The organism is Brevibacillus massiliensis, assembly GCF_000311785.1.
Taxonomy (GTDB): Bacteria; Bacillota; Bacilli; order Brevibacillales; family Brevibacillaceae; genus Brevibacillus_C; species Brevibacillus_C massiliensis.
This window is the reverse complement of sequence record NZ_HE978541.1, coordinates 89729-115144: the sequence shown is the minus strand read 5'-3', so window position 1 is coordinate 115144 and position 25416 is coordinate 89729. Positions and strand designations below refer to the sequence as shown.

Here is a 25416-nt window from a genome sequence, read left to right as displayed (position 1 = left end):
ACGTATTAAAGCGCTTTCATAAGATGTAGTCGAGTTTTTTGCAGCGGGTGCTTCGCGCCATGACGGATGATCAAGAGCTGCGCGTTTTCTTTGCCTGAAAAAATCGCAATATCAGCCGTGCAGCCGACATTGCTCTTTTTTCCTTACAGCCCCTTCCAGTTCGCCTGGCGTTTTTCCAAAAACGCGCTCAATCCTTCTTTTGCATCCTCGGAGCGGAACAACAGGTTTTGCAGTTCACCTTCATAGCGAATCGCTACATTCAGCGGCATTTCTTTGCCGTTCATGATCGACAGCTTGATGTTGGAGACGGCGTAGGTGGCGCTGTTTACGATGTTTCTTGCGTATTCCAGCACTTTTTCACGCGTCTCGGCTTGCGGGAACACATCGTTTACGAGGCCGATCTCTTTTGCTTCCTGCGGACTGATCGTCTTGCCGGTGATGTTCATGTCCAGGGCGCGGGAATAGCCGATCAGACGAGCCAGCCGCTGCGTCCCGCCCGTACCGGCGAGTACGCCGAGCGACACTTCCGGCAGTCCGATCTTTCCGGCTTCGTCACCCATAAAGCGCAGGTCGCAGCCCAGGGCCATCTCCAATCCGCCCCCGACCGTATGCCCTTCCAGGCAGGCGATAAAAATTTGCGGAGAGCGTGCCATCTTGTCCAGCGTTTCATTGCAGAACAGGCAAAATTGCGTTTTAAAACGGGGTTCAGCCGCTTTCAGGAAGTTGATGTCCGCTCCAGCGGAAAAGAACTTGGGCATATCGCTCATCAGAATGGCTACCTTGATGTCGTTGTCAAAGCGAATATCGTCAATCGCTGCATTCAACTCCCGGTAGAAGTCGAGGTTATAAGAGTTGGTTTTGTTTACGTGCAAATGAATTTCTGCGATACCGTTTTCTTTTTTTAAGGTTAACAGTTTTTGCTCATGGACGACAGTTGAAGACATGACATTTCCTCCTTTGCACATTTTGTTATGTTTTAAAAACAATCGTATTCAATGCATAATATACTAAATGGGCTTTATATTCTCAAAGTTCATATAACTAGAATAAGGAGAGTTTTTTGCTAAAATTCAAACGAATACTTTCAAACGCTTTGATTTTCTTTGTGTTATGCTTTTTGAACGAACGACGAAAAACCGCAAAATGACAATTTCGCCGCAGACGTTAATATGGTTGGTGAACGGTCGATTTGAAAAGCGAAAGAATAAGGGAGGAGAAAAAGGGATGGTAGATACTACCTCTTCTTTAATCTCGCGGATTACGCACGTTTGAGGCAGTCCCTCTCATTCCAATGCAGCAAACTCTACCCGATCAACCACTTTTCTAAAAGCGAAGTCTTCACCGCCGATACCGCTCATGACGGTTAACTCATCCTCCGGGGCAGCAAAAATCCCTGAATCAAACACGGCATCAGCAGAAATAAGCGTATGTGCGGCCCCTGTATCTACAATAACGTTTTCGATTTTCGTGATTTTTCCTTTGTATGAGAGGGTTATTGCGGCATGTAAGTCCTTTTGTGTCATTCAATTTCATAGTATTCCATTTACGTACTTCATCCCACAGCATGTCAATCCCTCCCTTACTTTTGTTATAACAAGAGACTTGTCACAACTTCCATCTTCTCTATTACATCAAATCTATCGGCTATTTCTGTCGTTTGACCATCAATTCAAAAAGGGTCCGCAAATCAAAAAGGAGGAACCAGCCTTGTCTGGCCGGTTCCTCCTTCCTCTGCTATTTTCAAGCTGTTCATCCCGATTTCTTCGGCTGCGTCATCGCCCAGATCGACACGGACGTCTCGGTTCCTTCGTTGATAAACCGGTGCGGTATCGAAGATTGGAAATAGATGCTGTCACCGGCTTCCAGTACGTGTTTTCTCTCTCCCAGAAGCACGGTTAGCTGCCCCTTTTGCACGATCCCGCACTCCTCGCCCCCGTGGGACACCTGCTGCTCCTTCTCATGCATCTCGCCAGGTTGGATCTCGATCAGCAAAAAGTCGATTTCTCCCCTGTTATGGGGGAGCAGCGAGTGATAGACGACGTTGGAATTGGGAAAGTGAATCTGCTTCCGCTGATTGCGGCGGACGACGATCTGCTCATCCTCGGCCGAATCGTCCTCGAAAAAATAATGCAAGGGGACGTCCAGCACTTTGCACAATTTCCAAAACAGCACCAATGTCGGGATCACCTGGCCGCGCTCAATCTGGCTGATCTGTCCCGTACTGACACCGGCCGCATCCGCCAATTGCTGCATTGTAAGTCCCCGCTGCTTGCGAATCGTCCGAAGTTTTTGTCCTTGAAACGCTTCCGACACTTCTATCCTCTCCCGCCCTGCAACATTTTCCACTTCCAGCACTAGTCTACTATTTCTGCTTCCCTCGAAACAACAGGGTCCAATGGGTAGATGGGACGGGCAATTCGCTTGTAGTCAAAGACCGTACAGATGTCAAACGTGGATATGCCAGGTGAGTCGACTGTGATGATCGCGGGTACCTTGCTTTGGAAAAAGCCGCGAAAGTGCTGGCTTGACTTGATCCCGATAACCCGGCAGCGGTACATGTCGATGCCGTGCAGCTTGAGCAGTTCGTCGTCCAAAAGCTGGGATTTGATACTGGTGACGATCACATCGACGTTGCCCACTGTCAGCCGTGCGGTCCTGCCCAGATCTACTGATTTGCCGGACCACATGGGCGACGTCTGTGTGAATACGCCGTCTGTGAGCAGTTTCACCCGTGCGCTGACCGGCAGCGGCTTGCCGTGCAGTTCATCTGTTTTACCGCCCAGCTTCACCTCGATATGCGCGCCAACCCCTGCCCGATGGGCCGCTTCGACGACTTCCGGGTCGCAGATGTGGCAAAAACACGTCAGCGGCACGTTTGCCGCGAGCATCTCGGCCAAGAGATGGGTCCCGTCTCCAGGCGCACCCGCACCCGGGTTGTCGGACGTCTCGTTGATGATAACGGGGGTCGCCGCCTGAGCCAGGGCTTCCTTCAGCCCCTCGGACGGAGTCGGATAGGTGATAAAAAATTCATCCCGCATGCTCCAGATCGCATCCGCCACTTCACAGGCTGCTTGCCGGGCCAACACCTCATCGCCGTCCGCCGTGGCCAACACCGTTACGGCGACATCAGGCGCATCGGTATAGGGGAAGCCGTGGAAAAACGTGCAGTCCAGCACGCCTGGCCGGCTTTCCCATTCCCAACAGATCTCGTTGACTCGCTGTGCCGGTCCGAACAGGGTCGTCGAGGTTGGAATCATCAGCGGCAGACGGACGAGCTGCATCTTGGGCGAGATGTGTCCCGCCACCAGTTCGCACAGCCGCCTTATCGCTTCGCGTCCGCGGTCGTACTCATCCGAATGCGGATAAAAATGAACCCCTAAAAGCAGATCGGCGTACCGCACCATTTCGTCTGTCATATTGGCATGCAGGTCGAGCGTGGCGACGATCGGCACGTTTGGACCGATGGCCGCGCGGATGGAGCGCAGCAAATCCCCTTCAATGTCGTCGCAGCCCTCGGCAATCCCCGCCCCGTGCAGGGAGAGACAGACTGCATCATACGGTCCCGCCTCGCGCAAGCTGTCAAGCATCTGGCCCTTGATTTTTTCCCAAGCGGCGGCGGCGATTATTCCGGAAGGCTCAGCCGACACCGCGAGCGTCGGGACAAGCTCAAGGCCCGACTCGCGTGCCTCAGCGAGCATGCCGCCGAGACAGTCGCGCACCCCGATATGGGCCGCGATGATCTCCGCCCCTTCGCACCACTCCTGCCGCCTGAACGCCGCTTCATCCGTTCGTTCCCGGGAAAAGGTGTTGGTCTCGTGCAGAACCTGGCCTATCGCGATACGCAATCCTTGTTCACTCCGAATCGCAGCGGGCCCGCCGCCTTGACTTTGATGCGGATGACATTGCCCGGCAGGTAGGTGAGCGGAACCAGCTCCATGTCGACAATTTCCGTGGCCCGGGGATCGGCACCCATTTCAATCGCCTTTTGCACGGCTTGTTCTCTAGCCTGCCGGATCGCTTCCTCACGGGAGGTGTTGACGAGACTCCACAGCTCGTCCACTTCGCCGCTGGCGTCTGCGGTAGCAGCGCCGATCGCATTGGCACAGCCGAAGTTTTCCGGGCGGATGATCTCCCCGATTCCCGGGACGTGTGGGGGAACGAGCAGGCTGCCCCCGCCGACCAGCACGACGGGCAGCGGCGCTGTCGAGGTCTTGATGCGGTCGCATGCGCCGGCGACCAGCTCGATGATTTTATCCATCGCCTGCTTCACAAATCCCGGATCCAGGTGTGCCAGACGGGTTGGATCGCAGTTGGGCGCATCAATCCGGGCCACTCCGGCAGCGATGGCAATGTCGGTCGCTGTCAAGGTATCCCCGCCGAAACAGACGGCTTTCTTCGTAATTTCGTATCCGACGCTGTCCGGTCCGATCTGGATTTCCCCGTTGTCTACAGTGACGATGCTGCCGCCTCCCAGCCCGATGGAGATCAGGTCAGGCATGCGGAAATTGGTCAATACGCCGCCCACTTCCACCGCTACTGCGGATTGGCGGGGAAAACCGTTCACCATGATGCCCACGTCTGTGGATGTGCCGCCGATGTCGGCAACGATGCAATCCTTCAGTCCCGACAGGAAGGCGGCGCCGCGCAAGCTGTTGGTCGGGCCTGAGCCGATCGTCAGGATCGGATAGCGGATGGCGTAATCGAGGGCCATCAGCGTGCCGTCGTTTTGGGCGAAAAACACCTTCGTCTTGATGCCGAAGCGCTCCAGCGCCTCCATCAACCCTTCGGCCGCGCGTCGGGCCACGCCGACCACCGAAGCGTTCAGCACGGTGGAATTTTCCCGTTCCAAGAGGCTCAGGCTGCCGATTTCGGACGAGAGCGTAATCGAAACATCCGGCCCGAGCACCTCCCGCGCCATCTCGGCAAACTCCTGCTCATGGCTCGCATTCACCGGGGAGAAAATGGAGCAGACGGCAATCGATTCCGCGCCTGCTGCCTTGATCTCATCCAGCACCGCCAGACACTCCGCCCGATCAAGATGCTTTCCGGCGAGCGGACGTCCGTCAAATTCAAATCCGCCGTGGACGAAGTAGGAGGTTGCCCCCATCGCCTCCATCAGGTCGGCGTGCCAGTCGGTCAGCGGCGGCACGCCTTTTCCCGCAGGCAGGCAGATGCGGACGACAGCTACATGGGACAGCAGCTTGCGGCGGATAATTGCGTTCGTGGCATGCGTCGTTCCCAGGGAAACGTAGGCAATCGCCGAAGTATCGATCTTGGACTGCTCCAGCACGCTTTGAATGCCGTTGAAAATCCCTTCCTGCACATCCAGCGTCGTCGCCGACTTGACGGATGCTGCGACGCGGTTGGCTTCATCCAGAACGACGACATCCGTATTCGTACCGCCAACGTCGATTCCGATTTTGTACTGTTTCGCTGTCATTCGTCTCATCCTCTCTTCTTCGCCAATTGTTCAACAGGAATGAACGGCAGATCGTATCCAAAGTATTGCGGCCCCCAGATTTCCAGCGCTTTCTGTGAACGCATGATCTCCGGTGTCGGAATTCCGACGCAGACCAAGCGGAAGCCAAAGCGCAGCGTTTCCGTCGTGAGCGGCTTGGATGTCTCCAGATCGAGGAAGGTGATCAAGTCGGGAACCGTAGCCACTACCTCCTCATCGCGGTAGGCAATCAGGTTTTCATTCTGGAAATCCACCTGGAACCGGCTGCCGCTGTAGTCGCCGATGCCTTCCAGCTGAACGGTTCCGCGCGTGAAGCCTTCAGCCGTGGTCCGGTCCACATCGACGATCTTGCCTTCAAACAGGACGACAGGTGTGCCGTAGATGGACTTAGCCAACGCCTTGGACATGGCTTCAAGCGGGCTTTCGTGACGTTCGCGGGCGTGTACGATCGCTTTGCCGATATCGATCAGGAGCGACGTCGTATGCAGAATCGACGTCTCCTTCATCTGTTTGCCCGTCATCGGATACTCGGCGATGTGTCCCACTCCGCCCATCCGCACGGTAATGCCCCTGGCGATATGCTCCATCATCGCATTGTCCACCGTATTGACGAGGCACCAGTTGCCCCGCTCGTCGGTGATGACCATCGGCGTGCCGGAAACGCCGTAGACATTGAACGTCTCCATCTGCAATTCGGGGAAGGCCCGCCCCATCCCGTCCGCGTCCACCATCGGCAGACCCGCCCGGGCGGCTACGACGAACGGGATGGTCGAGTTCAACCCGCCGCACTCCATCGGCATGACGGCAAAGGCTTTTTTGCCGAGGTGATCTTCCAAGCGCCTGAGTGAGTGAAGCGCTTCGTCGCCATTGGGAATCTTCTCGAAAAAGACGGTTGGCGCCCCCATCATGGCGGTCGGGACGACCAGCACATCGTCGGGCACTTCTTCCGGCGACAGCAGGGTGACCGGTCCGCATTCCTTGATCGCCTTCTGCGCCATCAGCTTGCCGATAAACGGGTCTCCTCCGCCGCCCGTACCCAGTACAGCGGCACCGAGTGCCAAATATTCAATTTCTTCCACCCCTATTGTACGTGCCATCTCCATCTCTCCTTTTCAGATCATGTCGTTGCAGCAGTCAGAAACCGTTATCTCCTTCTTCAACCAAGCCTGAGGTGAGTTTCAGGTTCATTTTTTTGCTGATCGCATGCACCCCTGCGTGCACAATGAATGCGACAACAAGCGAATTTAATGAGGGGATGCCCCATTCCACGTATATTCCGGCCAAAATGCCAAGCGCCCAGGAGATAAAGGCAGGCCAGACGACAGCAGCGTATCTCGTCCCTTTGCCGAAGCGGTACCCCTGCTTGTGGACAATATAGTAGTCCGCGATCAGGACGCCCGCGACCGGCGGAACGGCAACGCCGATGGCAATGAGAAAGTTGACGAAGTGATTCGCCATCCCGGCCGCGCCGAGAACGGTGGCAATGATGCCGACGATCAGTACCAGCTTGCTTTTGCCGATCGGAAAGATGTTCGTCAGCGCCAGCGAAGCGGAGTAGAGATTGCTGTCATTGCTTGTCCACTGCGCCGCGATCAGGACGAGGAGCGCGGGAATGCCCAGGCCCATCTGCAGCATGACAGCGGGCAGGTCGCCGGTCCCCATCGAGGCTGCCGTGATCGCGCCGGCAAAGATGATAAATCCGTTGGCAATCACCATCCCGACGATAATCGCCGTCCACGATTCCTTGGGCGACCTGGCGTAGCGGGCGATATCCGGCTGGATGACCGCTCCGACGGCAAACGTCCCGATCACCAACACAATCCCGTCCATCAGCGACATCGGCTGGCTGATGCTCGCATGCAGATTGCTGAAGCCGCCTACATGGTTGAGTCCCATGGTGACGCCGATGATGCAAAGGATGATCAGCGAGGGAATCGCGATATTGCTCAACAGCCGAATCCCTTTAAAGCCGATATAGGCGGTTAAGATCATCAGCATCCCGCCCCACGCAGAGGCAACGGGAATGTCGGTCAAAAATCCGGCGTCAGGGTACATCGAATGCACGGTCTGACCGAAAAACCCGGTCTGCACCGAGAACCAACCGATCAATGTAATCGCCCAGACCAGGCTGATCACCAGCGATCCGTACCGTCCGAACGCATGCCGGGAGAGCATCGTCGTCGATACGCCGGTCTTCGCGCCGATCGCTCCCGTAAACCCGCCGTACAGCGCCAGCACGGCATTTCCCGCCAAGATGGCAATGATGATCTCCTTCAAGGGAAGTCCCGCTGTCAGTGCAGCACCTGCAAACATTCCCGATACAGCCATGCAAAAACCGGAGGTGACGAAGGTAATTTCCCACCAGGGCCGCCGATTTTCGACAGGCACCGGTTCCATGGCATAGTCATTCTCTTGCGCTTGTTCCTGTGCTTGAGGTTGCGTTTCTACTTTGGACACAGTGACTTCCTCCTGATATTAGATTTTGAAAGCGATTGCAATCCTACAGACAAAAGAAGCAGTTACTCTACCGGATCGCTTGGTTTGTTGCCCCACCTCACAAGAACTTGTAAATTTAAAATATTAAATATATCGTAGTGAAATTATAATAAACTGAAAATACGTTCGTCAATTATTTTTTTAATATTTTAAAGTTAATTTTAATATATAATATTGCTACATAGGAACGATGACTGGTTTTAAACGTCAAAATCCCCCCTTTTATTCTTCCGATACCGGCAGAACCAACAGGGGGGACTGATCTGTTTCCTTATAAATTCATTATTTTAATCTTATTGAGTTCTCTCTTCCTCTCTTTTGCCAAGGCTTCCCTGCCTTTTATCCAGGATGATAACAGCAAGGCTGTCCCCGCAAGAAGTAAAATTCCTACCCCGATGGCAAAATAAATCGCATGCTCCATGCTTGACTTATCCAACACTGTACGCACGGTCCAGGGGGCGGCGATTGTAGGATTGAAATGAACTCCAAAGTATATCTCAAAGAATGACGGGTAGTATAATGATTGGATTTAAAATTAACAGCAGGGAGTTCACAAACGATGAAAGCCATTTTGATCCTATCTTTATTCGCATTAATGGTGTGTTCCAACTGCACTCAATATAAAACGAATCAAGTACCGCCTAAAGGGATAACGAACAATACCCTGAAGACTTCTCGCACGACGGACCTGCACGATGGCCCAGAAGGGGCTGTGCGCAATCCCCATCCGCTGTCGTTAGCGGATTTGCGGGCTAAATACAAAAGCACGTTTTTACTGAGCGGTCCTTCTTCGAAGCGTGAAGTTGCCTTAACCTTCGACGACGCCCCTGACGACCGCTTTACACCTCAAATACTTGATGTCTTAAAACAGGAGGGTGTACGAGCAACGTTTTTCGTAGTCGGCAACCGGGTCGAAGCGCATCCCGAAATTGTACAAAGAATGATTAATGAAGGTCATGTCTTAGGAAACCATTCCTACAGCCACGCGAATTTGCCCAAATTAAGCGATGCGGATTTTCAGAATGAGGTCGTGAAAACAGATCAATTGATTCAATCTATTTCGGGGTATAAGCCAACTTTTATCAGACCTCCGTATGGAAATATTAGCGAACGCCAAATTCAATGGCTGGCTAGCCATCACAAGGTCATCGTCAATTGGAATGTCGACTCCTTGGATTGGAAAGGCCTAAGCGCGGAACAGATCAGAACGAATGTTCTGGCGCAAGTACGTCCCGGGTCTATTATCCTTCAGCATGCTGCGGGGGGAGTTGGGGAGGATTTGACCGGGACGGTTCAAGCATTACCGGAAATCATTAATCAGCTGCGAAACGACAATGTCAAGCTGGTTACGGTTCCCGAGTTGCTAAGCCTTCCGAAGTAGTGAAACAATTGGTTATTGTAAAAGTCCAAGATATGGAATTCGCAGTTACGAAGGTCATGAAATTCCGCTTCAATTTCTACCAATGGCTTAATTAGATTATCCTGATGGCGCATAAGAATTCGAGCTATTTGACCATCGACAAAATGATTGACTCACCAATCATTTTGTTCATGATTCCTAGAATAAATGTATGGACAACTTTGGGATGAAGAGACCCGTATGCACAACGATCCAGTTCTTTAAGTACTTGATATAACGGTGTCGGTTTCTTATACACACGCTCAGAAATCATAGTATGAAAGACGTCTGCAACAGCTACGATTTTACTATAAGAGGTGATATCGTTTCCGGTAATCCCAAAAGGATATCCACTCCCATCCTCTCTTTCATGATGCTGCAACGCAACTAAAGCATGCTCTTCTGTCATACCTGAAATTGAATGAATAATCTCATACCCAAAGTGGGTATGAAGTTTCATTTCTGCATACTCTTCTGAGGTTAGAGAGCTAGTCTTATTTAAGATATCATCAGAAATCTTTATTTTTCCAATATCATGAAGTAAGAGAGCAAACGAGATAAGTCTACCCTTTTGAGTCAAGTACAGCAATGGATAGCCACTTTACCCAACCACATCAAGGGCTTGTTGGTTAATTTAAGCTGCGAAAGTTGAGATATTTATTTTTAATTTGCTCCCAATGAAGCAGCTGTTATCAATCGGAATCACCCTCTTTTAACGCAACTTGACTGATTCCATTACGATCAAAAATCCTATTTTCAACGGGTTCAAAAATATCGACACTATATCCATCAACAATCACTCTACCTTCAAACATCTTTTTCACGATAACTTTTTTTGTTGCTTTCAAACTTGTACCAACCCCAGTGATTCCTCCTACATTCATGGCAGATATCGTATCACCTGCCTCTAATTTAGAACCTCTACATACTGAATCATCTAAAAAGAAAATAATATTTCCTGCCGAATAAAGATCACACTGAATTACCCCTTCTTTTCGTATTAAAATATCCCCATTTGATTTAAGCGTGGAATTCTGAGCTTGATTGATATTAATTTGAACATTGGATTCCTGACTTAAAGCAACTCTCATATAGGCTTCTTTCAATGCACGCATAAAATCCTCCATTTTAGGAGCCGTCATTCCTTCAACAATCTTAGTGGGTTGCAGAAATAACTCTAAATAATCTTTTAGTTGCTGCAAATCATTTTTATTGTAATTTTGGACAGAACCGATAACGCCGAGTAATTCCTTAATGATATCCCAAACTTGTCGATACTTATTTTCTATTACGAGTAACAAGATCTGCCCATAGCGAATTTGAATTTTCTTCTTATTGATTTCACTTAATAATAATTTTGTACTTTCCATCATTTTTTCAAAGTACTCCAATAATTGCTTGGCACTGTTATACAGTCTGTTATATAACATCCCGAAATACCCTGAATACAGATTGCTCCCAATGATATTTCCTATTATTGCGATACTGCCGGTTGCAGTCAAAGTGGAGTTAAAAACACTGCCGGTTACATAAATATTACCAAGAGACTCAATTATCATATTATCCAATACATCACCGTAAACGATTACGTCTCCAGAAAAAACAATGTTACCAGTATGTATATCCACATTCCCTGGTACGATAAAGGCTGTATTAATTTCAAAGTACTTAATTTGATTACCAGTTATTCGAGGTCGTCCCTCTTTTTGAGCAACAACTGAAAAGTCAGAAGTAATTTCAACATTATCTTTCCCTATAATGCGAATATCTCTTACTGGATCGGGAGGCACAACATTGCCGAATACATCATATCCGGCTTGCCCTTCTTGGGGTGGCGTTTTCTTGGCAATGATATCTCCTCTTCTAGCAGATGGAATGTTAAGATGATTTTTAAAGTCGACTTTCCCCCGTACCTCTAAAAAGAAATGTTCAATATGTTGAGAAAAATACAAGTCCAATTTGGCATCTTGTCCCTGTTCAGGTGCCTTACCTCTTGCAATGACAACAGGTTTATATGTTGGTTGAAGGATTTCACGTTGAATAGCAACAACATCAAGATTCATCTTTATATTCATACTATCGATCGTCGATAGAATATCCTGTAGATTTAAGGTTTCGATTATAATCGATTTATCCTCCTTAGCAGTAATAATCTGGTTTACAGAAGGAGGTTTATCGTTTAATTGCCACGGATGTCTCACTTTTGCGTAGATTGTAAGATAGGATTCCAGTTTATCTTCCGAAACAGTTATTTCATACAACGGTTTTTCATCAATCGACCAATCTATTATACTCTCAGTAGTTACTTGTATCGGCTTCTCAATTTCTTTACCATCAACATGTATTTTTACTGGATACTCGGCTATGATTGTGGGGAAAGCTCCACCGTTTGTGGGGTTTACAACGAAGATTTTCCCCTGCTCAACTTTTATAAAACCATCCTCAGTCTTTTCATTAATCTCGGTTTCTAGAAAAAGGCTATTATTTTCTCGTTTCTGTAGTCCTTGATCAAGTTTTTTCAATAGTTTTATTATTTCTTGTTCACTGATATGATCTGACACAGGAACCACCCCACAATGAAATGTAACATTTGTAAGAATACAATTAGCATATATAGAATCGAATTTGTTACTTCAATTGATCGGACCTCCAATATCTTAAGAATTGACCAACTCTCCTTAATCTTCTCGATTAACCCATTAATGCAAACAACATCGATGTAACAAATTTATCGTTATCAAAGGGCTTTGTAACAACAGGGATGTTTTTGTTAATCCTCGATCGAATTTCTTTCTGATCAATAGCAGCTGAACACACCATAACCTTGACACCAGAATCGATTTTCAAAACTTCTTCTATTAAAGAAATCCCATCCATACAGGGCATTTGATAATCAACAATCATCAAATCAGGCTTCGTGACAAAATAGGAATGTAACGCCTCTAATCCATTGCCCACTTCGGATACAACCTCGTGTCCGGAATTTGTCACAAGTTCTGAAATCAACATACGAACAGTAGGATGGTCTTCAGCAATTAATACTCTTGCCATCGAATTCCTCCCGTGGTTTGATTCGGGACTTAGCGCCAAAAGCACTACATCATTAAAGATTTACATCCCTACTTTTTCAATAGGTTTTCCTGTGAAATGGGAATATCGAGAATACATTTGCAGATCTTTCCTAACTATAAAAGATAAATTTCTTATCGTCAATGATAAAAAAATTATCTTTTAAATTTAAGATGTACTATCGTATAATGTAAAAGTGTGGAAGGAGTGTTACGAGTGTTAGGTGAACGTTTAGTTAAATTAAGAGGAAATAGAACTCAAAAGCAAATTGCGGAGCAACTTGGTATTTCCCGTGCTCGATACTCTCATTATGAAAACAATCATGTTCAGCCAAGCAATGAACTTTTAAAAAAAATGTCTGATTTATATGGTGTTTCAATTGACTATTTACTTGGTCGTAGCGATTCAGAATTAAATTTTCTGGAAAAAGAGTTTTTGAAAGACGTGGCTTCGATTCCTTTAGATGAAGTAATTCAAAAATACCCTTTAAAATTCATGGGCGAACAACTCAATTTAACATCTGACGATAAAAAAGCCATTTTGGCGTTTATCAAGACATTACACGAATTGAAAAAGAAGTAGTTAACAGATATTAATAACACCTATTCGAAAAATTAATCATCGCTGCTACTTCACCATCAATAATGTACGGTGTGCAAATACTTTTCATGGTTAGCCAATGTCCCAATTTATGGTTGATACGATAGATCACTACTTTTGGTTGTTTAGAATTTAGCATTTCAATTAAAAATTCATTCATTCTGTTCACATCCTCTGGATGAATGATTTCAAAGCCATTCATCCCACATAATTCCTCTGGGTAAAATCCCATTACATTAATATGATTTGGACAAATGTAAATAAAACGTCCATTAGTATCCAAACAACATAGAAGTTCATACTTATCGGAAAATCTTTCTTTGAAGAGTATATCCACGTAATTTGTTAACATCTTTCTTACAATCTTGTTTAAATCAATTGCCGAATCACTTGTTTCTATATTCATTCGTTTCAAAAATTCATTCGTAACTTTTGACCCTTTCAATATTTCCCCTCTCTCTATCTTAAAAAAGTCCTCGAAGAGCGATGTGATACAGCATGTCTATTGTTTTCACCACTTATTTCCGTTGCCCTTCATTTTTGAGACATGAAATGTATTATGTATAATTCGACAGACTTATGTAAAAAATTGTAGATCCCTGTTGTTTCAATAATATCACAGAAAGTACTTGGAAATAAATAAAAATGTAGAGTATACTCCGTTGAATATCCCCCTACTCTGGTAGGATACTAGAATTTCAAGGGGGGAAATCATGTCAATAGAACTGTCTTTTGCCAAAGTTCTGAAAGCCGTAAGAGTTGAAAAGAAAATTAGTCAATTAGAACTTGCAACAGAAAGTGAACTAGATCGAACATATATCTCCATGTTAGAACGAGGAATTCACCATCCAACCCTGCCCACCTTATTTGCCTTGTCTAAAGCGCTGCAAATCAAACCATCAGAACTAGTTAGAAGAGTGGAAGTAGAAATTGAAAAGGAAGAGAAAGAATACACAAACCCCCATAAAGATTAAATATACCTTCCCGAAATACCCGTAAGGAGCGTTTGGTTCAGCCTTCCGCTAAAACTATCCATGTGCTCTTTTTTAGGGTCTGCCAAAGATTTTTGTGTGTTTTTCGCAAGTTAAAAATACAGAGAATCGCTGCGGATTTGTACATAGACACGGCCAATGCTGAAGATTATGATGCTTTCTACTCCGGATAGCGCATTTCGTAGCATGTAGCACTCGCCAGTGAAAGCCAGGACGTATGCGTGGTGGACGAGCCGGTCCACGAGTGCTGCTGTCAGACTGGCATCTCCAAACACCGTGTTCCACTGGCCAAACTCAAGAATCACGTTCTCTTTCCGCTCGAGAAATGCCAGGTCCGTTAGAAGCTCACGGCTGCAATGTGCTGGGAATGTAACCGTTCCGAAATCATAATCCTCTAATGTCTTCATTTGTGGAACCCGGGCTTTTTTCAGGAGCCTGCGAATCCTGGATATTTCTCGGCCCCTAGTTCCGCTTGGAGGACTCCAAGCAGGTATTGCGAGCGGTCATGGAACGCAATCGTCTCGTAGGCTTCCATCACATGCTCCAGGTGTCGGTACTCTCTGTCGCCCGACAAAACCTCGATCTCGTCCCATTTCACCTTGAGCAGCACGGTATCTGGCGCAGCTGTACCAAAATCAACCTGTGCCTCGCCGCCGGGGTGTTCGAGTCGGCTTTCCGCACGTTCCAGCTTGCGTTCTTTTCGGCGTTTGACTACATATTCTTCAGGAGAAGGGAAAGGTCGAGAACGGCATATCGCATAAATAAGAAAAAATTTCTGGCCACGTATCAGAACATTCACCGGCCTAAATGAGCTAAATCAGCAGGTTCGTCACTGGCTTGATAACGGTTGCAAATGTTCGAATTCATGGTACAACACATGAAGTGCCTATACTTCGTCTTCAAAAAGAAGCCTTGAAAAGGGGGAATTCTACTCCCTATGAATATCTCGAAAAGCATATTCGAAAGGTTTCGAATGATCACTGGTTTCATCGCCAAAAATGATCGATATATACGGACTCGAATAATTTGGGAAAACTTATTTAGCTGTCGCCTTGGCAATGGAAGCTATTTCGAAACGATACTCTGTTTACTTTATTACAGCTCATGACCTGGTACAAGTTTACAAGAAGCACGCCGAACGATACGCCGTGAACTAGGTCTCTTTACAAAGCCAGATCTCTTGATTATTGATGAAATTGGGTACCGTAAAATGGATGAAACCGCTACAGCATTTCTTTTTTCAAATTGTCGTAGAAAGATACGAGAAAGCGCAATTATTCTAACGTCAAACAAATCCTTCGGCATGTGGGGCGAAATATTTGGAGATTCTGTATCGGCTACAGCAATTTTTAGACCGACTTTTGCACAACGCAAGTACAGTAAATATAAAGGGAGAAAGTTACCGAATCAAAGAAAAGAAAAAAGATGGATTCTTCAGAGCAGAAATTCCTGACGAAAAAGGGCAGCCTCCAAATTAGGGACTTGTTGGTCCCTGGAAATGGGGAAATTCCAATTGATGATTTTGAAGATTTTTAGATTGATGTTGACATTAAATCACGCAATAACTGAATCCCATCTTTGCAACCTGCAAAATATAACCACTCTTTTTCTATAGTAGTTCGAGTATTATTAAGTTCTTCCCATTCTAGAACGAGCTTATACTGCTCTTCAGATAATTCCGCTTTCAACCTCTGATCAAGTTCCCTAAGCCTAGCTTGAAGCGGCTCAACTTCAAGAAGATCACTTGACTGTCTCGCCATGTCAATAAAACGTTGATCAAACGCCGGTTTCATCCATTTGGGTCCAATCTTAAACACCTTTAAGCCACCCCTTAGTTGAAATTGTTGTAGATATTATAATTAATACCATAACGTTGACAAGTCCTTTGTATTCTAAGAATTTCCTATCCAAATAACTGCTATTCGTTACCCCTCTGTGTTTGCAAAATAAAAGTACACACATTGGAAAACGAAAAGTGCAGACCTTTTCCGAAAATGAAAAAAGCCTTGCCAGCTAACTAAATAACCCTCTAACTCTTCTATTTGGCCAAACAGATAGGAGAGGATAAAAGGAATGCTGGCAATGGCCCAACAACACTATATCAAATACTTACGAGATGTGAAAGATTAATCCATTCCCGATTGCAGAGCAAATTGGTATTAACTGAAGAACCGCAAAGAAGTATGCGAATCGCTCGGATTGGAACAAAGCAGTGCGTCTCTTTCTAGAAAATACCCGAATCATAAAAACAGTCAACGCCGACTTTATTTTGAACCACCGACGCCGGTTTAGAATTGACCCACCCGGAAATTTTTAATTTTATGGCAGAAAACGAGCCGTAGGCCCCAGTCCTCATCTTTTCACAAGATGGTAACTATTCCCTCTAATGTTGACAATGTGAGAATGGTGCAAGAGTCTATCCAAATCCAAAATAGCTGTCGCAAGGATCTGAACGCCCATCAGTTCTCCACATTCTCCTCTGGTTACTTTAACAAGATGATCCCCCTCTAATATTTTGCACCATTTGTTCGTCTATGCTGGATTGGAAAGAAAAGTCGAATTCCTTCAGCGTTTTTCGATAAGGGAAGTGGGCGAGTTTGGTGTGGACCCCATATTCGTTTTTGACGGTCAGCTATCACTGCATCCAGCAGCATATTCCTGGCTCAAACAAGTGGCCCGCAATGCCCCCTTCGATATCATCAGGAAAAACAAAAAGTATCGTCAGGTTTCCGATCTTGACTCCGTTATGATTTATGAAGAAAACGAACAGCCACGCGACTTTCCTGATTCAACAGATGAAATCGTAGAAAACATGCTGCGAAACGAATCACGGGTCGAAACGCTATACGAGCTAAAAGTCGAATACCGGATCGTTTTGGTCCTCCGCTACTTGGAAGAAATGTCCTACAAAGAGATCAGGAAACGGTTGCGGGGTCAAACTCCGTTGATCCGGGTGGGATACATTCCCGAAGGATTTTCTGAATTTCAGGTGAAACTCTACCGGGATGCGGATGGGAAGATCGCAAACTGAGAATTGAATATAAGAATAACGAGGAAGACCTATTTGTTGTGACCAACGAAGTCTAGCTGAAAATAGTACTGGTTGGCGAACCACGATCAACGAGGCATCGGGAATCATCAAGGATGTCGATATTAACGGGGCAAACGGAGTCTCGGTTCTATATACGGAAGGCGGAGCCCGGCTCGAATGGCTGTCTGACAACGTTATGCTCGACATCTATGGAAAATTAACTGAAGAGCAGATTCCAGCTATCGCCAGATTACTTCAGTAGAGAAGGGAATCGCTTCACGATCCCTCCTCTATTCTTATTTTTACTTAATCAAGCTGCTTGATGTGAAACGTTCCCCTTGTTCGCGAATCCCATTTTGAACTGCCCAATGAACAGAATGAACATTCCTTCCCTCCCCTATTGAATCGGCAGCCAGCACACTTTCCAAACGCCGTTTGGTGTCTTTTTCAACTGAAAGCCAAGCGGTTTTCGCTTATTATCAAACCGGATCCACACTACCGCCCTGTTCTCATCGTGCCGATTGATCGAGTACTGCTTCCCGTGCTCCCGCAGCTCTTTGATAAACGCACGGCTGTTTTCTGCCCCAACCGTATCTGTCTTCAGATCCTGCAAAAATTCCTGCCGAGACGGGATTTCAGTTTCGTGATCCTGGTAGTAGAGCGCGTACTGCGTCTCGTAATCGGCCATCTCCTTGGCGTAATAGTACATTTTGATGATATCGAGCGGCGCAAGGCCGTCAAGCGCCTTATCCTGTTTCGTTTTGGCGAACTCTTCGTATCTTTGTTTCTGCCCATCCTGCAAATCCAGGGTGAAGGGGCCGCGCTCTACTGTCTCCTCCGGGCTGGCGTGTGTGAGATTCTCCTCTTTTACAGTGCCGTCCGGATTGACCGAATAAAGCATCACATCTTTTCCTTTGGCATAGGAGAGAGAAAACTGGTGAAGCTTCTGTTCTTTCCAGGTCCAGGAAAGGAACAGGTTGGCGCCCACCTTTCTCGTGCGAAGACCCTCCTCGTCTACTGTGAAACCTGACTGGGCCGGTTCATATCCCGTTTGTTTAAAATAGCTGTAGTTCCAGAATTCGTTTGCTTTTTCGATATCGCCGCTTTCACGCTGGACCACATAGTCAGGAGGGCCGAGCAGTTCTTTTACCTGTTCCTGTGTCATCCCGATCTGCATCTGCTGCTTTAACTCGTCTACCTTTTCCGCGATTTCCTGATCGCTTGGAGGGGCCCATCCGCCGCCATGGATTGCTCCGGGAACAGCCGGGCGGCCAGGATCAGTCGGGCTCTCCACGATAGACCCCGGCAGCCAGAGGAAACAGATCAGAGCTGCGGCTGCCGCTATGCCGGCAGGCCAGGCCTTCCCCAATCTGCTTTTTTTCTGCTCCCGCAGCTTGCTGCGAATTCGCTTCTCCAGTGCCGTCGTGTCACGGATGTCTCGAAAAATCGTTTCATCCGCCGTCTGTTTGAACTGTTGCAGCATTCTTTCTAAATCCATTCTGCCCCCTCCTTTTCCAGCAGTTCTTTCAGCTTTTTGCGAGCTCTGTGCAGCTTGGTGTATACTCCTCCCGCCGTCGTCCCGAGCACCTCCGCGACTTCCTCTATCGACAGCTCCTCATAGTAATGAAGGATGATGACTTGACGGTACGTGCCCGGAAGCCTCATGACCAATCTTGCAAATTGGTGTCGCTGGTCGTTTTTCAAGATCGTCGCTTGCGCATCCTCCGCCACCCCGGCATCTACCTCGGCACGGAAGAAGAGATGGCGGAACGACCAGGATCTGACGTGCTTCTTCGCCTCGTTTGCGGCAATTCGGTAGATCCACGTCTTCAGCGAGCTCTCCCCGCGAAAGGACGGCATGCTTCGAAACGCTTTTAAAAAGACTTCCTGCGTGATATCTTCTGCCAGGTTGCGGTCTTTCACGATGGAATAAACAAGGCGCAGCACTTTCTGCAGATAGTCCTTCAGCAGTTCTTCAAACTGGGCCTCTGTTGTTTTGGCCAAACTGATCTCTGCACTCTCCAACCTTCTCCCCCCTTCCTTCATTAGATCGCGCAGCGAGGTTTTTCTTACATCTTACAACGATAGGACAAGCCCGACATCGCCCATGCGTCAAAAAGCAAAAAGCCGACGCTTCCTGCGTAAAGGAAGCCATCGGCTCATTTCCTCAGTCTTTTTCCGTTTTAAATTGCGAGACGAGATTCTCCAGTTCCTCGGAGACCAGCTTCATATGATCGGACAGGGCCGTCATCCTATCCATTGTTCCTGCCTGCTCCTGTGCGGCGGCAGCCGTTTCATTGGTCTGGTCCGCCACCTGCTTGGAGACAGCGGCGATCTCTTCGAGCGAAGCGTTGATTTCTTCGATACCGGCTGACATCTCTTCTGATGCAGCAGACACTTCTTGCATTTGGAAGGTAATATCGTTGATCCCTTTCACGATCTGTTCGAACGCCACTCCCGCTTCGCGCACGGCTTCCATGCCGTGACTCGACTCTGCTTGTCCTCTCTCCATCGCCTGTACGGCCGCGCTGGTATCTTCCTGGATTTGGCGAAGCAATTCGTTGATTTCGTTTGCGGATTCCCGCGATTGCTCGGCCAGTTTCCGCACCTCGTCGGCGACGACGGCAAAGCCTCGACCGTGCTCGCCGGCCCGCGCAGACTCGATTGCCGCGTTGAGCGCCAGCAAATTGGTTTGATCGGCGATGTTGGTAATCGTCTCCAGAGCCTGATCAATCTCTTGCGTCCGCATGACCAGGCGGTTCACGACCTCTACGGTTTCGTTCGTCACTTCATGAATCGTGTTCATCTGCATCACGGACTTTTCGATGCGCTTCGCACCCTCAGCGGCCTGTTCGGACGTAGAGACGGCCAGTTCCGCCACGGAAGACGCCGATTCGGCCACGCGCTGAACGGCATTGGACATTTCCTCCATCGCGATGGAGCCTTCCTGGATGTTGGTGACTTGTCCTCTCGTCCCTGCCGCGACTTCCGACATCGTCACCGCAATCTGATTGGAGGCGAGCGAGGCATCGGCCGAGCTGGTCATGACGCTCTCAGCCGATAGTTTTACTTCTGACGAGGTCTCCTTGACCCGGTTGACAATCTCACGCAAGCTTTCAGTCATCTCGTTAAAGTGCTTGGTCAAGGTGCCGAGCTCGTCCTTGGAACGATAGGAGATCGTCTCCGTAATGTCGCCGGCGGCTACCTTTTGCGCATGGCTGGTGATAAGCCTGATCGGCTTGGAAAAACGATTCGCGTACACGTATGCGATCACAACAGCCGCCGCGATAATGATCAAGCTTGCGATAATGATCAGGTTTCGCAAGGAGTCGAGCTGGGAAAGCAGTTCTTTGGACTCCACCAACCCGATATAGCGCCAGCCTGTCACCGGTGAAGTCAGGATGTTGACCAGGTGCTTTTGACCGTTGTAATTCATCTCGTACGAACCGTCGGCCAAGCTGGACAGGTCGTTCAGTTCGGGAATGCCCAGCTTGGAGATTGGCTCGAAGCTCAGTTCCGGACGCTGGGGATCTGTGAGAATCGTGCCATCCGGCAAGGCCAGCAGCAGACTTCCCGTCTTTTGCGTGTTGATGCTTTCCATCAAGCTCGAGAATTTGTCTAGTTCCATGGCTACCGCCGCGACCCCGATCACCTTGCCCGATTCATCTGTTATCGTCCTGGCCGCAGTCACCTCAATCGTGTTGTGAATCGACAGATACGGCTCGATCAACACGGCAGTGCCCGACTTCTCCTTGGCTGCCTTGTACCAGCCGCGCTCACGGGGATCGTAACCCTTATCCACTCCGCTGCCGTCGTTCTTGTATTCCTGAAACCCGCCGTATTCCGTTCCCAGCCACGCCGACGAGTAGTCTGGATGTGATTTGATGAATCTGTCGAATTCCCTTTCGATGATCTTCTCCATCTCTTGCGCCGGCCCTGGATTTCCATCTTTGTAGACCCGAATCGTCGAATCCATATGTTTCAATTCCGATTGTTCTGCCAGATATGTAACGCTGTTTTTCAGCTCGATCAGGTGGGCACTCAACGTGCCGTCAAACTGACCCATGTTTTGCAAAATACTTTTGTTAAAGTCTTCGGCTATTTTGCTGCTCATCGAGGAATAAAAAATAAAGCTGATAATGAAAATAGGTAAAATGACCATCAAGATAAAAGTGAATATAAGTTTTTTGCGTATGGTATTCAGCAAAAACAAGGTTCTCCCCTCCTAACAAGTACAACTAATGTTCAATTCCCGCTAAATTCTATACTTAAACATAATAGAAATTGAAGAAATATTAAAACTTTAAAAAACAAAATCAAATCCTCGCCAAACATGCGAGGATTGTTAAGCGGTACACGCTGCCGCCTAAAATATACTCAAATCCCACTGAGCCGCAACTTGCCTGAGCAGGACGCCTCCTGCCGCGCTGTTCCCGCTGTCGTCTACAGCGGGACCGAAGATGCCGATGCCGCAGCCGCCGAGAAAAGGAAGCCGTTCGTCTCTTACCCGGGGAGGAACAGCTGCCATGATCCCGCCTGATACCCCGCTTTTGGCCGGGACACCGACATAGGCGGCATACTTGCCTGAAGCGTTGTACATGCCGCAGGTAAGCATCAGCGCTTTGCTGACCCTTGCCACCTCTTTCGGAATGATCGCTTCCTCACGAAGCGGATGCATTCCGTCGCAGGCGATCGTCAGCCCGATCTCTGCCAGATGGGACGTGTTCACCTCTATCGAGCAGAGCTTAAAGTACACCTCCAGCGCCTCATCTACTGTCGACTCCAGATATCCCAGCTCTTTGAGGTAGTGGGCCAGAGCGCGGTTGCGGTGCGCCGATTCCCATTCCGAGCGGTACACTTGTTCATTGATCGCTGGCCGCTTCCCGACGATTCTCTCCAGCAGATGCAGCACGCACTCCAGCTTTTCTGCCGGCGTGGCACCGGGAAGCAGCGAGGCCACCGTAATCGCCCCGGCATTGATCAGCGGGTTAAACGGTTTGCCAGGGCGATTTTCCAGGCGAACGATCGAATTGAAGGGGTCCCCCGTAGGTTCGACATCTACCGATTCGGTTACCCGGGAAATACCGCGGTCCATGCAAGCGGCGATAAAGCTGATCACTTTTGAAATGCTCTGCATGGTAAAAGGCACGTCCCACTGCCCTGCTTGAAGGGTAGTGCCGTCAGCAGCGCAGAGGCAAATTCCCAGATCTGCTGGATTTGCCTTCGCCAAAGCGGGGATATAATCCGCACACCGCCCTTCGACGTGGTGCGAACGGGCGGATTCGACCCATTCATGCAGAAGTGCTGACCATTGCTCTGTATGTGCCTGTTTCACGTAGGATCATTTCCTTTGGATGCTTAGTTGGTCTCTTTTTCCTTGTCGTCCTTCATTTGAAACAGAAAGTGGCACGCGCCGTCATTTTTCAACAGGTACTTGTCGTGAACGACCTCGAAGTTCGGATTAAAGCCGCGGGCGATCGCAGGATCGATCATTTTGCAGTAGAGGATTCCATATTCTTCCATTCCATCCTTCCTCCACTGATCCGCGAACGCGCATTTGGTGAAATTCTGCTCAATGACGTTCGGATGCATCTCAGTCGTATACTCAAAGAGAGTGGAGCGGCCCATGTCGTAATTGGGCAGGTAATTTTCAATCCCGTTGGGCTCGCCAACCATCGCCGCTCTTTTGGCAATCTCCCGGCCGCGCTCTTCTCCAAACACCCTGACGCCTTCCATAACCGCTTCCTTGCCCGCTTCGCCGAAACGGTCGACTACCTCTTTGGCTACACAGGCAAACAGCTTCGCCATGATCGAATACATCGAGACGGGTTCCAAGCGCTCTTTTTCCTCTTGTTGTTTGGTGTCTTTTTCCTCCGTCATAGGTTTCACCTTCCACTCTTATTTTATCTCAATTAATGTATGCCCAGATAAATTTTGCGGATTTTGTCGTTGTTTTGCAGCTCTGTTACCGTGCCTTGCTCCACGATTTCCCCTGTTTCCAGGACGTATCCGCGATGGGCGACCGAAAGCGCCATGTTGGCGTTTTGTTCGACCAGCAGCACTGTCGTCCCCTCTTCGTTGATCCGCTTGACGATCTTGAAGATCTCTTTCACGATGATCGGCGCCAGTCCCATGGACGGTTCATCGAGCAGCAGCAGTTTGGGCTTGGACATAAGCGCCCTGCCCATGGCCAGCATCTGCTGCTCTCCGCCGCTGAGCGTTCCGGCTACCTGTTCCTTTCTTTCCTCCAGGCGGGGGAAGAGGTGAAATACCTCCTCCACATCCCGTTGGATTTGCTTTTTGTCCCGGCGCAGGTAAGCGCCCATGTACAGGTTTTCAATCACCTTCAAATCCGGGAAGACACCGCGTCCTTCCGGCACCTGGGAGATGCCCATCGCGACGATTTGGTGGGCCTCCATTTTGGTAATGTCCTTTCCCTGAAAGAGGATTTTGCCTTCCTTGGCTCTCGTAATACCGGAAATGCCGCGCAGAGTCGTCGTTTTGCCGGAACCATTGGCCCCGATCAAGGTGACCACTTCTCCTTGCTTTACTTCGATATTCAGTTTCTTCACCGCCGGTATGACGCCATAGTGGATAGAGAGCCCCTCAATTTGCAACATGTTCCTTTACTCCTCTGTCGGATTTGGAGTTCTTGTGGATATTGCCCGCCAGCGCGTACAGAACGAGAGTGGAGGCAAAATGCGCCGAAAACTTGTTGGGATCCTGCTGCGGATACACCTCTACGAAGTCCATGCCGCGGATGCCCATCTTGCAGAATTCATAGACGAGCGTCAGCAGCTCAAAAGAAGTCAAACCGTTGCCGTCAGCCGGACCGCCGGGATTAAACGCATAGTCCATGACGTCACTGCAGATGCTCAGATAGACCACTTCCGTATCCTTGCTGGCGATCTCGTACGCTTTTCTCGCCAATTCCTTCAGATCGCGGCTGGCGCGAATATCCATCAGCGTAATCGTCGTCGCTCCTACCTGCTTGGCCAGTCTGCCGTTGTCGGCGGCGTTTCTCGGACCGTGAATCCCCATGTGAACGATGCTTTCGTTGCGCACGCCCTCGGTTTCATACAGGCGGGCAAACGGCGAGCAGCGGGCAAACGGATCGCCGGCATAGTGCGGCTTATTGTCGTAGTGCGTATCCAGGTGGATAATGCCGACCTTGCCTTTCACTCGTTGGCTCAGGGCTTTGACGATCGGGTACGTAATGCCGTGGTCGCCGCCAAGCGCGATCGGAAACTTGCCGGTGGCCCATACTTTATCCGCAAAGTTCTCAATCCGGCTGACGCTTTCCGCTACGTCGGCAGGAACGACATCGACATCGCCCAAATCGCCAATTTTCACGTGCTCAAATACGTCAATGTGGTCCAATTCCGGCAGATAACCGGTGTAGCGGGCCGAGCACAAGCGCATTACCTTTGGTCCCAATTCGCAGCCTGTGTAGTCGCCCCAAGTGACTGCTCCTTCCCACGGAACGCCGTAAACCACGACATCGACGTCATCTGTATTGCCGTCCGCCGAGATGTTTTTTCCTCCCAGGAAGCATGGTGTGTTGCCGTAGATGTTTTGTTCACTCATTTTCATCGATCTCCTCTCCCAAATAGGCCTTAATGACTTTCGGGTTATTTTGAACTTCTGCTCCGACGCCTTCGGCAATTTTCTCTCCGTGGTCGAGAACGACGACACGATCTGCAATGCTCATTACCATGCGGATATCGTGTTCAATCAGCAAGATTTCCATCTCGTACTTCTTCGACAGCAAGCGAATCAAATCGACCAGGGACTGCTTCTCTTGCGAGTTCATCCCGGCCGCCGGTTCGTCGAGCAAAAGCAGTTGGCACTTGGTGACCATCGCCCGGGCGATTTCCAGCAGCCGCTGCTCGCCGTACGGCAGGTTGTTGGCCAGTTCATTCACCTTTGCGTGGAGCCCCACTGTGCGCAGGACATCCATGCATTCCTCGACAATCCTCTTTCGTTTTTCCTTCACAGCCCGCGTCAGGAAAATCGACTGGAACAGCCCCTCCGAATGACACTCCGGGTGAGCGACCAGGACGTTTTCCAGCACGGTCAAGCTTTTGATCAACCGGATGTTTTGAAAGGTACGGGCAATCCCCATCTCCACCCGTTTATAGGGTTTGAAGGCATTGATCTCCTTCTGCTTGAACGTGATCCTGCCCGACGTAGGGGTGTAAATGCCGGTCAACAGGTTGAACAGGGTTGTTTTCCCCGCCCCGTTCGGACCGATCAAGGCGAGGATTTCTCCCTTGTTCATCGTCAGATCCACATTGTTGACGGCGACCAGACCGCCGAATTTCACGGTAACGCCTTCCAGCTTCAATACTTCCATCTCGTTGTCTCACCT

General features: G+C 48.9%; 30 protein-coding genes and 2 pseudogenes. 8 read left to right on the top strand and 24 right to left on the bottom strand.

Annotated elements, in window-relative coordinates; all coding sequences use genetic code 11:
• Window positions 1-143: 143 nt before the first annotated feature.
• The 8 genes from HGBM_RS14785 to HGBM_RS31100 all read right to left on the bottom strand — a co-directional run bounded on the left by HGBM_RS14785 (window position 144) and on the right by HGBM_RS31100 (window position 8375).
• Window positions 144-944, bottom strand: coding sequence for an enoyl-CoA hydratase/isomerase family protein (locus HGBM_RS14785; RefSeq protein ID WP_019121864.1), 801 nt, complete (start codon window positions 942-944; stop codon window positions 144-146).
• A 339-nt stretch (window positions 945-1283) separates the two neighbouring features.
• Complete coding sequence (locus HGBM_RS27565; RefSeq protein WP_019121863.1) at window positions 1284-1523, bottom strand: pepsin/retropepsin-like aspartic protease family protein; 240 nt, start codon at window positions 1521-1523, stop codon at window positions 1284-1286.
• Between the two features lie 226 nt (window positions 1524-1749).
• Window positions 1750-2313 (bottom strand): helix-turn-helix domain-containing protein, encoded by a 564-nt coding sequence (locus tag HGBM_RS14775; protein WP_035287201.1) that lies wholly within the window; start codon window positions 2311-2313, stop codon window positions 1750-1752.
• Window positions 2314-2354: 41 nt separating this feature from the next.
• Window positions 2355-3845 carry a M81 family metallopeptidase gene (locus HGBM_RS14770; protein ID WP_019121861.1) on the bottom strand — a complete coding sequence of 497 codons (1491 nt, stop codon included), beginning with the start codon at window positions 3843-3845 and terminating at the stop codon, window positions 2355-2357.
• Window positions 3830-5440, bottom strand: coding sequence for a hydantoinase/oxoprolinase N-terminal domain-containing protein (locus tag HGBM_RS14765; protein WP_019121860.1), 1611 nt, complete (start codon window positions 5438-5440; stop codon window positions 3830-3832). Before HGBM_RS14765 ends, HGBM_RS14770 begins: the two co-directional genes overlap by 16 nt.
• A 5-nt stretch (window positions 5441-5445) precedes the next feature.
• Complete coding sequence (locus HGBM_RS14760) at window positions 5446-6555, bottom strand: S-methyl thiohydantoin desulfurase family protein (protein ID WP_019121859.1); 1110 nt, start codon at window positions 6553-6555, stop codon at window positions 5446-5448.
• 37 nt (window positions 6556-6592) lie between these two features.
• Entirely contained in the window at window positions 6593-7915 is a 1323-nt protein-coding gene (locus tag HGBM_RS14755) for a cytosine permease (RefSeq protein ID WP_019121858.1), read from the bottom strand.
• Between the two features lie 310 nt (window positions 7916-8225).
• Window positions 8226-8375, bottom strand: a complete 150-nt coding sequence (locus tag HGBM_RS31100; protein WP_019121857.1) for a hypothetical protein — start codon at window positions 8373-8375, stop codon at window positions 8226-8228.
• 138 nt (window positions 8376-8513) lie between these two features.
• Here HGBM_RS31100 and HGBM_RS14745 point away from each other — a divergent pair, with 138 nt between their 5' ends.
• On the top strand, window positions 8514-9335 hold the full coding sequence (locus HGBM_RS14745; RefSeq protein ID WP_019121856.1) for a polysaccharide deacetylase family protein: 822 nt from the start codon (window positions 8514-8516) through the stop codon (window positions 9333-9335).
• Window positions 9336-9459: 124 nt separating this feature from the next.
• On the opposite strand, the gene HGBM_RS27560 is transcribed toward HGBM_RS14745, so the two are convergent.
• From HGBM_RS27560 to HGBM_RS27555, 3 genes are all read right to left on the bottom strand, one after another.
• Window positions 9460-9942: an HD-GYP domain-containing protein gene (locus HGBM_RS27560; protein WP_019121855.1), complete on the bottom strand. Its 483-nt coding sequence runs from the start codon at window positions 9940-9942 to the stop codon at window positions 9460-9462.
• 103 nt (window positions 9943-10045) lie between these two features.
• Complete coding sequence (locus HGBM_RS14735) at window positions 10046-11914, bottom strand: flagellar assembly protein A (RefSeq protein WP_019121854.1); 1869 nt, start codon at window positions 11912-11914, stop codon at window positions 10046-10048.
• A 130-nt stretch (window positions 11915-12044) separates the two neighbouring features.
• Window positions 12045-12404, bottom strand: a complete 360-nt coding sequence (locus HGBM_RS27555) for a response regulator (protein ID WP_019121853.1) — start codon at window positions 12402-12404, stop codon at window positions 12045-12047.
• Between the two features lie 234 nt (window positions 12405-12638).
• Between HGBM_RS27555 and HGBM_RS14725 the strand changes: the two genes are divergently transcribed.
• Entirely contained in the window at window positions 12639-13004 is a 366-nt protein-coding gene (locus tag HGBM_RS14725) for a helix-turn-helix domain-containing protein (protein WP_019121852.1), read from the top strand.
• A gap of 10 nt (window positions 13005-13014) precedes the next feature.
• Here HGBM_RS14725 and HGBM_RS14720 read toward each other — a convergent pair whose 3' ends face one another.
• Window positions 13015-13467 (bottom strand): PAS domain-containing protein, encoded by a 453-nt coding sequence (locus tag HGBM_RS14720; protein WP_019121851.1) that lies wholly within the window; start codon window positions 13465-13467, stop codon window positions 13015-13017.
• Window positions 13468-13735: 268 nt separating this feature from the next.
• Here HGBM_RS14720 and HGBM_RS14715 point away from each other — a divergent pair, with 268 nt between their 5' ends.
• On the top strand, window positions 13736-13996 hold the full coding sequence (locus HGBM_RS14715) for a helix-turn-helix domain-containing protein (protein WP_019121850.1): 261 nt from the start codon (window positions 13736-13738) through the stop codon (window positions 13994-13996).
• A gap of 110 nt (window positions 13997-14106) precedes the next feature.
• Here HGBM_RS14715 and HGBM_RS31760 read toward each other — a convergent pair whose 3' ends face one another.
• Both HGBM_RS31760 and HGBM_RS31750 read right to left on the bottom strand, forming a co-directional pair.
• A complete protein-coding gene (locus HGBM_RS31760) occupies window positions 14107-14319 on the bottom strand; it encodes an ATP-binding protein (RefSeq protein WP_245552995.1) in 213 nt (70 codons plus the stop codon).
• A gap of 122 nt (window positions 14320-14441) precedes the next feature.
• A complete protein-coding gene (locus HGBM_RS31750) occupies window positions 14442-14813 on the bottom strand; it encodes a hypothetical protein (protein ID WP_081590198.1) in 372 nt (123 codons plus the stop codon).
• Window positions 14814-15054: 241 nt separating this feature from the next.
• Between HGBM_RS31750 and HGBM_RS32545 the strand changes: the two are divergent.
• From HGBM_RS32545 to HGBM_RS31740, 3 genes and pseudogenes are all read left to right on the top strand, one after another.
• Window positions 15055-15171 (top strand): annotated as a pseudogene (locus HGBM_RS32545) (hypothetical protein); the annotation flags it as partial.
• A 23-nt stretch (window positions 15172-15194) separates the two neighbouring features.
• Window positions 15195-15305: pseudogene (locus HGBM_RS32105) on the top strand (AAA family ATPase); the annotation flags it as partial.
• A 28-nt stretch (window positions 15306-15333) separates the two neighbouring features.
• On the top strand, window positions 15334-15492 hold the full coding sequence (locus HGBM_RS31740; protein ID WP_315969958.1) for an ATP-binding protein: 159 nt from the start codon (window positions 15334-15336) through the stop codon (window positions 15490-15492).
• Between the two features lie 54 nt (window positions 15493-15546).
• On the opposite strand, the gene HGBM_RS14695 is transcribed toward HGBM_RS31740, so the two are convergent.
• Window positions 15547-15831, bottom strand: a complete 285-nt coding sequence (locus HGBM_RS14695; RefSeq protein WP_019121846.1) for a hypothetical protein — start codon at window positions 15829-15831, stop codon at window positions 15547-15549.
• A 535-nt stretch (window positions 15832-16366) separates the two neighbouring features.
• A complete protein-coding gene (locus HGBM_RS31735; RefSeq protein ID WP_222705647.1) occupies window positions 16367-16474 on the bottom strand; it encodes an ATP-binding protein in 108 nt (35 codons plus the stop codon).
• A gap of 82 nt (window positions 16475-16556) precedes the next feature.
• Here HGBM_RS31735 and HGBM_RS30820 point away from each other — a divergent pair, with 82 nt between their 5' ends.
• Both HGBM_RS30820 and HGBM_RS32540 read left to right on the top strand, forming a co-directional pair.
• The gene (locus HGBM_RS30820; RefSeq protein ID WP_161605058.1) at window positions 16557-17045 is read left to right on the top strand and encodes a sigma-70 family RNA polymerase sigma factor; all 489 of its coding nucleotides are present in this window, start codon (window positions 16557-16559) and stop codon (window positions 17043-17045) included.
• A 31-nt stretch (window positions 17046-17076) separates the two neighbouring features.
• Complete coding sequence (locus HGBM_RS32540; RefSeq protein ID WP_147512897.1) at window positions 17077-17307, top strand: DUF4367 domain-containing protein; 231 nt, start codon at window positions 17077-17079, stop codon at window positions 17305-17307.
• Window positions 17308-17442: 135 nt separating this feature from the next.
• Here the strand turns inward: HGBM_RS32540 and HGBM_RS14685 are convergent, their stop codons facing one another.
• From HGBM_RS14685 to HGBM_RS14650, 8 genes are all read right to left on the bottom strand, one after another.
• On the bottom strand, window positions 17443-18543 hold the full coding sequence (locus tag HGBM_RS14685; protein ID WP_019121844.1) for a hypothetical protein: 1101 nt from the start codon (window positions 18541-18543) through the stop codon (window positions 17443-17445).
• Window positions 18534-19091, bottom strand: a complete 558-nt coding sequence (locus HGBM_RS14680; protein WP_035287155.1) for a sigma-70 family RNA polymerase sigma factor — start codon at window positions 19089-19091, stop codon at window positions 18534-18536. Before HGBM_RS14680 ends, HGBM_RS14685 begins: the two co-directional genes overlap by 10 nt.
• A gap of 121 nt (window positions 19092-19212) precedes the next feature.
• A complete protein-coding gene (locus tag HGBM_RS14675) occupies window positions 19213-21258 on the bottom strand; it encodes a methyl-accepting chemotaxis protein (protein WP_019121842.1) in 2046 nt (681 codons plus the stop codon).
• 153 nt (window positions 21259-21411) lie between these two features.
• Window positions 21412-22380 (bottom strand): glutaminase, encoded by a 969-nt coding sequence (locus tag HGBM_RS14670; protein WP_019121841.1) that lies wholly within the window; start codon window positions 22378-22380, stop codon window positions 21412-21414.
• A 23-nt stretch (window positions 22381-22403) separates the two neighbouring features.
• Window positions 22404-22925 carry an L-2-amino-thiazoline-4-carboxylic acid hydrolase gene (locus tag HGBM_RS14665; RefSeq protein ID WP_019121840.1) on the bottom strand — a complete coding sequence of 174 codons (522 nt, stop codon included), beginning with the start codon at window positions 22923-22925 and terminating at the stop codon, window positions 22404-22406.
• Window positions 22926-22957: 32 nt separating this feature from the next.
• Window positions 22958-23665: an ABC transporter ATP-binding protein gene (locus tag HGBM_RS14660; protein ID WP_019121839.1), complete on the bottom strand. Its 708-nt coding sequence runs from the start codon at window positions 23663-23665 to the stop codon at window positions 22958-22960.
• Entirely contained in the window at window positions 23652-24632 is a 981-nt protein-coding gene (locus HGBM_RS14655; RefSeq protein ID WP_019121838.1) for an agmatinase family protein, read from the bottom strand. The genes HGBM_RS14660 and HGBM_RS14655 overlap by 14 nt, the downstream gene beginning before the upstream one ends.
• Complete coding sequence (locus HGBM_RS14650) at window positions 24625-25401, bottom strand: ABC transporter ATP-binding protein (RefSeq protein ID WP_019121837.1); 777 nt, start codon at window positions 25399-25401, stop codon at window positions 24625-24627. Before HGBM_RS14650 ends, HGBM_RS14655 begins: the two co-directional genes overlap by 8 nt.
• Window positions 25402-25416: the final 15 nt, after the last annotated feature.

Coding starts and splice junctions, on each gene's coding strand:
- HGBM_RS14650 (WP_019121837.1), bottom strand. CDS start 25,401: ATGGAAGTATTGAAGCTGGAAGGCGTTACCGTGAAATTCGGCGGTCTG.
- HGBM_RS14745 (WP_019121856.1), top strand. CDS start 8,514: ATGAAAGCCATTTTGATCCTATCTTTATTCGCATTAATGGTGTGTTCC.
- HGBM_RS14685 (WP_019121844.1), bottom strand. CDS start 18,543: ATGGATTTAGAAAGAATGCTGCAACAGTTCAAACAGACGGCGGATGAA.
- HGBM_RS14715 (WP_019121850.1), top strand. CDS start 13,736: ATGTCAATAGAACTGTCTTTTGCCAAAGTTCTGAAAGCCGTAAGAGTT.
- HGBM_RS31735 (WP_222705647.1), bottom strand. CDS start 16,474: ATGGGCGTTCAGATCCTTGCGACAGCTATTTTGGATTTGGATAGACTC.
- HGBM_RS14765 (WP_019121860.1), bottom strand. CDS start 5,440: ATGACAGCGAAACAGTACAAAATCGGAATCGACGTTGGCGGTACGAAT.
- HGBM_RS27565 (WP_019121863.1), bottom strand. CDS start 1,523: ATGACACAAAAGGACTTACATGCCGCAATAACCCTCTCATACAAAGGA.
- HGBM_RS14760 (WP_019121859.1), bottom strand. CDS start 6,555: ATGGCACGTACAATAGGGGTGGAAGAAATTGAATATTTGGCACTCGGT.
- HGBM_RS31100 (WP_019121857.1), bottom strand. CDS start 8,375: ATGGAGCATGCGATTTATTTTGCCATCGGGGTAGGAATTTTACTTCTT.
- HGBM_RS27555 (WP_019121853.1), bottom strand. CDS start 12,404: ATGGCAAGAGTATTAATTGCTGAAGACCATCCTACTGTTCGTATGTTG.
- HGBM_RS14655 (WP_019121838.1), bottom strand. CDS start 24,632: ATGAGTGAACAAAACATCTACGGCAACACACCATGCTTCCTGGGAGGA.
- HGBM_RS14665 (WP_019121840.1), bottom strand. CDS start 22,925: ATGACGGAGGAAAAAGACACCAAACAACAAGAGGAAAAAGAGCGCTTG.
- HGBM_RS14660 (WP_019121839.1), bottom strand. CDS start 23,665: ATGTTGCAAATTGAGGGGCTCTCTATCCACTATGGCGTCATACCGGCG.
- HGBM_RS14680 (WP_035287155.1), bottom strand. CDS start 19,091: ATGAAGGAAGGGGGGAGAAGGTTGGAGAGTGCAGAGATCAGTTTGGCC.
- HGBM_RS14785 (WP_019121864.1), bottom strand. CDS start 944: ATGTCTTCAACTGTCGTCCATGAGCAAAAACTGTTAACCTTAAAAAAA.